This is a genomic window from Trebonia sp. (assembly GCF_030042015.1).
Taxonomy (GTDB): domain Bacteria; phylum Actinomycetota; class Actinomycetes; order Streptosporangiales; family Streptosporangiaceae; genus Trebonia.
Genome location: NZ_JASIAL010000443.1, coordinates 1 through 6180, shown reverse-complemented (window position 1 = coordinate 6180; position 6180 = coordinate 1). Strand labels below are relative to the sequence as shown.

4 protein-coding genes and 1 pseudogene are annotated in these 6180 nt (G+C 70.4%); 2 read left to right on the top strand and 3 right to left on the bottom strand.

Translation table 11 applies throughout. From position 1 onward, the window contains the following. The first annotated feature begins 41 nt into the window (after window positions 1-41). Window positions 42-1526 carry an HNH endonuclease signature motif containing protein gene (locus Q1N79_RS23975; protein ID WP_300612660.1) on the top strand — a complete coding sequence of 495 codons (1485 nt, stop codon included), beginning with the start codon at window positions 42-44 and terminating at the stop codon, window positions 1524-1526. Window positions 1527-1530: 4 nt separating this feature from the next. On the opposite strand, the gene Q1N79_RS23970 is transcribed toward Q1N79_RS23975, so the two are convergent. From Q1N79_RS23970 to Q1N79_RS23960, 3 genes are all read right to left on the bottom strand, one after another. Beyond that, window positions 1531-2250, bottom strand: a complete 720-nt coding sequence (locus tag Q1N79_RS23970; RefSeq protein WP_300612658.1) for a hypothetical protein — start codon at window positions 2248-2250, stop codon at window positions 1531-1533. 518 nt (window positions 2251-2768) lie between these two features. Beyond that, a complete protein-coding gene (locus Q1N79_RS23965) occupies window positions 2769-3965 on the bottom strand; it encodes a cystathionine gamma-synthase (protein ID WP_300612656.1) in 1197 nt (398 codons plus the stop codon). After that, window positions 3962-5356: a cystathionine beta-synthase gene (locus Q1N79_RS23960; RefSeq protein WP_300612654.1), complete on the bottom strand. Its 1395-nt coding sequence runs from the start codon at window positions 5354-5356 to the stop codon at window positions 3962-3964. Before Q1N79_RS23960 ends, Q1N79_RS23965 begins: the two co-directional genes overlap by 4 nt. A gap of 96 nt (window positions 5357-5452) precedes the next feature. Between Q1N79_RS23960 and Q1N79_RS23955 the strand changes: the two are divergent. Then, a pseudogene (locus Q1N79_RS23955) lies at window positions 5453-6180 on the top strand (acetyl-CoA C-acyltransferase); the annotation flags it as partial.

The following is a 6180-nucleotide window of genomic DNA, read 5'->3' as shown; positions in this document are numbered from 1 at the left end:
GGTAAGCCTGAGAAGAAGACCCGGTTCGGGGGTGATCCAGCATGTGCACCGGAAGCGAAGGCGAGAACGGCGGCACGCCGCGCAGCGTTGCCGAGGCGCTGCGGCTGCTGGGCGCGGGGCTGGACTTCCTGAACTCCCCGGCCGGTGATGAGCTTGCGGCTGCCTCCCTGGGGGACGTGCTGGTCTCGCTCGGCGGGCTGCGGGCGAAGTTCGCCGCGGCGCACGCCGCGTTCCTGCGCCGGTTCGACGCGGCCGGCGCCCATGACGCCGACGGGTACGGGACCCCGGCCTCGTGGCTGGCCGCCAGGACCCAGATGACCAGGAAGGACGCCAAGGCCGCGGTCCGGCAGATGCGCCGGCTCAGCGCCCACCCCGGCGTGGCCGGCGCGATGGCCGCCGGGCAGGTCTCCGAATCCTGCGGGCTGCAGATCACCGAGCTGACCAGGAAGCTCCCCGAGGAGCTGCGCGCCCAGACCGGCACGATCCTGCTGGACGCGGCGGCGGCCGGCGCGTCCGTGGATGACCTGGCGCTGATCGCGGCCGCCGCCTGGGAGCAGTGGCGCGCACAGCACCCCGACCCCGACGACGATGATGACGGGTTCGACGACCGCTACCTGGCGGTCGGCACCACGTTCGGCGGCGCCGCCGTCATCCGCGGCAACCTCACCCCCGAATGCGGCGCCGCCGTCCAGGCGGTGCTCGAGGCCCTGGGCAAGAAGGCCGGCCCCGAAGATCACCGCAGCGAGGGCCAGCGTTTCCACGACGCGCTGCAGCTGGGCTGCGAGCTGCTGATCCGGGCGAAGATGGTGCCGGACCGGGCCGGGGCCGATACCCAGGTGATCGCCCACATCCCGTTTCCCTGGCTGCGCTCCCAGCCCGGCGCCGCCGCGGTCGAGGAGGCCTGGCTCCGGGCCCGCGCCGGGCAGGCCGGCTACCTGGCCGGCGCCGGCGCCGAGACCGCCGGCTGCGACGCGATGACCGTCCCGGTCGTCACCGGCCACGCCGACATGGCCGTGATCGACCAGATCATCGAACTGGCCCTGTCGGCTGCCGGGCACCAGCCCCAGCCCAGGCCGCTGTCCCCGGACGCGCACGCCGCGCTGCGCTACGCGATCGCCCGGCTGGCGGTCGACTTCGTCTCCGGCCCGCACGGCCTGGCCGGGGTGCTGCGCACCGGGCTGCTGTCCCCGCCGTATGACACGCCGAGCCTGCCGCTGGACGTGGGGTACTCCGACAGCATCCCGGCGGCCGTCCGCCGCGCCGTGCTGCTCCGCGACAGGGCCTGCGCCTGGCCGGGCTGCGGCCGGCCGGCCGCCTGGTGCGACGTGCACCACCTGCGGCACAAGAAGGACGGCGGCCAGACAAGCGTCAGCTCATGTGTTCTATTGTGCCAGTTTCATCATGACGTCTGCATCCACCGGTGGGGCTGGGAGCTGGTCCTGCACCCCGACGGGACCACCACCGCCCACGGGCCCAACGGGCAGGTCCTGCACAGCCACCCGCCGCCCACCCTCCGGGCCGGCTAGCCGGTCAGCCCTGCAGGCTTACCTCAAACCTGGACAGGGAGAACGTAACCGGCTTGCCGCCCGTATCGCTGACCTCCCAGCCGAACGGGATCTGGGTCAGCGGCGACGTCGCGGGGATGAACCCGAGCGAGACCATGGTTTCCAGCATCGCCTTGAGGTCTACCGTGCCCGACGTCTCGTTGTGGTTCAGCAGGAACACGTAGAAGCCGGTGATCCCGCTGCCATTGCGCCAGAGCGCGAAAGTCTGGCCCGAATAGGTGTACGTGCCGACCTTGGTCATCCCGTCGTCCGCGAGATTACGGTCCTTGGCGGGCGAGGTATCCACCCACACCATGATCTCGGTCTGCCAGTTGTTCAGCCACAAGTCGTAGGCAGCTTCGGCGTTGAGGTCGCTGATCTGCGGCATGGACTCGGTGAAATCGCTGGTCAGCGAGGTGATGTTGTTCAGGTCGTACTGCGCGGGCGGAGTGGTGTAGCCGGAGGCCTGCGTGTCGAGCTGGTAGTAGTTGAAGCTCGCGTCCGGGTAGGTGAGCACCTCGCCGGGGGCGTCGGACGGGTCGGTGTCAGTCGCGGTGACCGACCAGTCCTCCACGCTGAAGGCGGTCAGCACCTGCGGTCCCTGCCCGCCGGTCCACGGGTCCTGGTTGACCCCGAGCAGGTCAGGGGACGACTGCTGTCCCGCGGCGAAACCCGGGGCCTGCCCCGAGGATGGCCCCGCGTTCACGGAGCCGCAGCCGGGCGCGCTGGTCGACCCGTGCTCCGGGCAGCTCTCCGTGGTCCCGGCACCGGACACGGTGGGCGCGGGCGCTGGCGTAGTCGGTGCCGGCGTCGTCGGTGCGGGCGCGGTCGTAGCCGGCGGTGCCGCTGTCGGGGAGGCGGACCCGGTCTTCGCCGCCGACGGGCTGGTCGCCGATCCCGTCGGCTGGGTCTTCGCTTCCGTTGGCGTCGATACGATCACCGGTGAGTTACCGAATGTTGAAGCCGTGGCGGCCGGTGTCGGCACGCCGTTGCCTGCCGGCGCGGCTACCCCGCAGCCGGCGGCAATCCCGACGACGACCAGGGACGCGAAAGCCCTAATTACAATCCCCCAGGGCCGGTCGAGTGGCCGCGGACGGCGCATGGCACTTGTAGACACCCGAAAAGGCCCCAACCGCATGCCGACCCCCATTTTTCGGCCACCCTCCATTGTCCCAGGAAGAGACTAGCTGAATGGGCCGGCGGATTACCGGCAACTCGGAGTCCTTATCTTAGCTTCAATCGCTCTGTCCCTGAGGTGCAGTTAGTGATCACTTCCGAAGATCGTAAGGAAATGGCCTGCCGCAGGTCGTCGAGCAAGTCATCGGCATCCTCGATGCCGACCGACAGCCTGACCAGATCCGCGGGCACCTCGAGCGCCGACCCGGCCGCGGACGCGTGCGTCATCCTGGCCGGGTGCTCGATGAGCGACTCCACGCCGCCCAAAGACTCGCCCAGCGTGAACAGCCGGGTGCGGCCGCATACCGCTACCGCTTTCTGCTCACCGGCCGCGAGCCGGAACGAGACCATTCCGCCGAAGCCGTGCATCTGCATTGCCGCGACCTTGTGGCCGGGATGTTCCGGCAGGCCCGGGTAATACACGTGGCTGACCGCGGGATGTGCGGTAAGCAGCCGCGCGACCAGGGCCGCGTTCGCGCAGTGCCGGTCCATCCGCACGGCCAGCGTCTTGACCCCGCGCAGGGTGAGCCACGCGTCGAACGGCCCGGCGATGCCGCCCGTCGCGTTCTGGTTGAACGCGAGGTCGTCCGCGTAGCCGGCCTCGCGGAGCACCACCGCGCCGCCCACCACGTCGGAGTGCCCGCCCAGGTATTTGGTGGTGCTGTGCACCACGGCGTCGGCGCCCAGCTCAAGCGGGCGCTGCAGGTACGGGGAGGCGAAGGTGTTGTCGGTGACGAGGAACGCGCCGTTCGCGTGCGCGACCTCGGCGAGCGCGGCCAGGTCGACGATCGACAGCAGCGGGTTGGTGGGGCTCTCGGCCCAGACGAGTCTCGTCCTGCGGCCCTCCAGGGCATCGCGGACCGCGTCGAGGTCGGTCTGCGGGACCGCGTCGTAGCTGATCCCCCAGTGGGCCAGCACGTTCGCGAACAGCCGGTAGGTGCCGCCGTAGGCATCGGCAGGGATGAGCACGTGGTCGCCCGGCCGGCAGAGCGTGCGGATCAGGCAGTCCTCGGCGGCCATGCCCGAGGCGAAGGCGAACGCGCGTGCGCCGGTCTCGAGCGCGGCGAGGCACTCCTCCAGTGCCGTCCGCGTCGGGTTCGCCGTCCGCGAGTACTCGTAGCCGCTGCGGGCTCCGCCCACGCCGTCCTGCTTGTAGGTCGAGGTCTGGTAGATGGGCGGGACGACCGCGCCGGTCAACTGGTCCGGCTCCTGCCCGGCGTGGATCGCCCGGGTCTCGAACTTCATCGCTGCGCCTGCGCGTAGAAGGAAAGAAGGTCCTGCCGGGTGAGCACCGCGGCGGGCCTGCCGTCCACGTGCACGAGGGCGGCGCCTGCCTTCTCCAGCGCGGCGGCGGCCCGGCTGACCGGCTCGCCCTGCCCGATCAGCGGCAGCGGCGGGCCCATCAGGCTCTCCACCGTGTCGTGCGGCCTTGCCCGGCCCGACACCAGCGCGTCGAGCAGGTCACGCTCGTCGACGGAGCCCGCGACCTCGGCGGCCATCAGCGGAGGTTCCTGCCTGACCACGGGAAGCTGCGAGACGTCGTACTCGCGCAGCAGCGCGATCGCCTGCGCCACGGTCTCATCAGGGTGCACGTGGACCAGCGCGGGCATCGCGCGCATCGTGTCCGCTTCCCTGGCGGCGAGCAGTTCCCTGACCGTAGGCTCGCTGGTCTGGGCGCGCAGGAACCCGTAGTCGGCCATCCACTCGTCGTTGAAGATCTTCGACAGGTAGCCGCGCCCGCCGTCCGGCAGCAGCACGACCACCACGTCATCCTCTCCGGCGCTGTTGGCCACCCGCAGGGCAGCCACGACCGCTAGCCCCGCGGACCCGCCGACGAGCAGCGCCTCCTCGCGGGCGAGCCGCCTGGTCATGAGGAACGAGTCGGCGTCGCTCACCGCGATCACCTCGTCGGCTATCTCCCGGTCGAAGGTCGCCGGCCAGATGTCCTCACCCACGCCCTCGACCAGGTACGGCCGACCGGAACCGCCCGAGTAGACCGAGCCCTCCGGATCGGCGCCGATGACCTTCACCCTGCCACCGGAGACTTCCTTGAGGTAGCGCCCGGTGCCGGAGATCGTCCCGCCGGTGCCGATCCCGGCCACGAAGTGGGTGACCCGCCCCTCGGTCTGCGCCCAGATCTCCGGGCCGGTCGTGTGGTAGTGCGCGGCCGGGTTCTCCGGGTTGGCGTACTGGTCTGGCTGCCAGCCGCCGTCGGTTGTCCGCGCCAGGCGCCTGGCCACGCTGTAGTAGGAGTCCGGGTGGTCAGGCGCGACCGTGCCCGGGCAGACCACGACCTCGGCCCCGTAGGCGCGCAGCACGCTGATCTTGTCCTGTGCCACCTTGTCCGGGCACACGAACACGCACTTGTAGCCGCGGGCCTGGGCGGCGATGGCCAGGCCCACGCCGGTGTTGCCCGAGGTCGGCTCGATGATCGTGCCGCCGGGCCGCAGCGTGCCCTGCTTTTCCGCGGCTTCGATCATCCGCGGCGCGATCCGGTCCTTTACCGAGCCGCCCGGGTTCAGGTACTCCACCTTGGCCAGCACGTTCCGCGTCCGGGCTACGCCGCTGGTCACGGTGTTCAGCCGGACCAGCGGCGTCCCGCCCGTCAGCTCGATCACCGAGTCGTACACCTGCATGGTTCCACTCCCTCCCTCAGGACAGACACGCTATCTGCTCATGATCCGAGGAGGCTGTTAACGTGTTTGTGACACGAACATCGGGAGGCGCCAGTCATGCCGGAGGCAGTAATCGTCGCAACCGCCCGTTCGCCGATCGGCCGGGCATTCAAAGGGTCGCTCACCAGCGTCCGGCCAGACGATCTTGCGACGCAAATCATCTCAGCCGCGCTGGCGAAGGTCCCGCAACTCGACCCGGCGGACATCGACGACCTGATGCTAGGCTGCGGGCTGCCCGGCGGCGAGCAGGGGTTCAACATGGCGCGCGTGGTCGCGGTCCTGCTCGGCTACGATCGCCTCCCCGGCACCACGGTCAACAGGTACTGCTCGTCGTCGCTGCAGACCACCCGGATGGCATACCACGCGATCAAGGCGGGCGAAGGGGACGTGTTCATCTCCGCCGGGGTCGAGTGCGTGTCCCGTAGCGTCAAGGGCAACAGCGATAGCCTGCCGGACACCCGGAACCCGCTGTTCGGCGCCGCGGAAGGTCGCACCGCGATGACAGTGGCGGCCGACTCGCCGTCCTGGCACGACCCCCGCGCCGATGGCGAACTGCCGGACGTCTACATCGCGATGGGCCAGACGGCCGAGAACGTGGCGGCGCTGCGCGGCATCAGCCGGCTTGAGCAGGACGAATTCGGGGTCAGGTCGCAGAACCTCGCGGAGAAGGCGCTGGCCGACGGGTTCTGGCAGCGCGAGATCACTCCGGTCACCCTGCCCTCTGGCGACGTCATCTCCGCCGACGACGGGCCGCGGCCAGGCACCACCCTGGAGAAGGTCGCCGC

Coding starts and splice junctions, on each gene's coding strand:
- Q1N79_RS23975 (WP_300612660.1), top strand. CDS start 42: ATGTGCACCGGAAGCGAAGGCGAGAACGGCGGCACGCCGCGCAGCGTT.
- Q1N79_RS23965 (WP_300612656.1), bottom strand. CDS start 3,965: ATGAAGTTCGAGACCCGGGCGATCCACGCCGGGCAGGAGCCGGACCAG.
- Q1N79_RS23960 (WP_300612654.1), bottom strand. CDS start 5,356: ATGCAGGTGTACGACTCGGTGATCGAGCTGACGGGCGGGACGCCGCTG.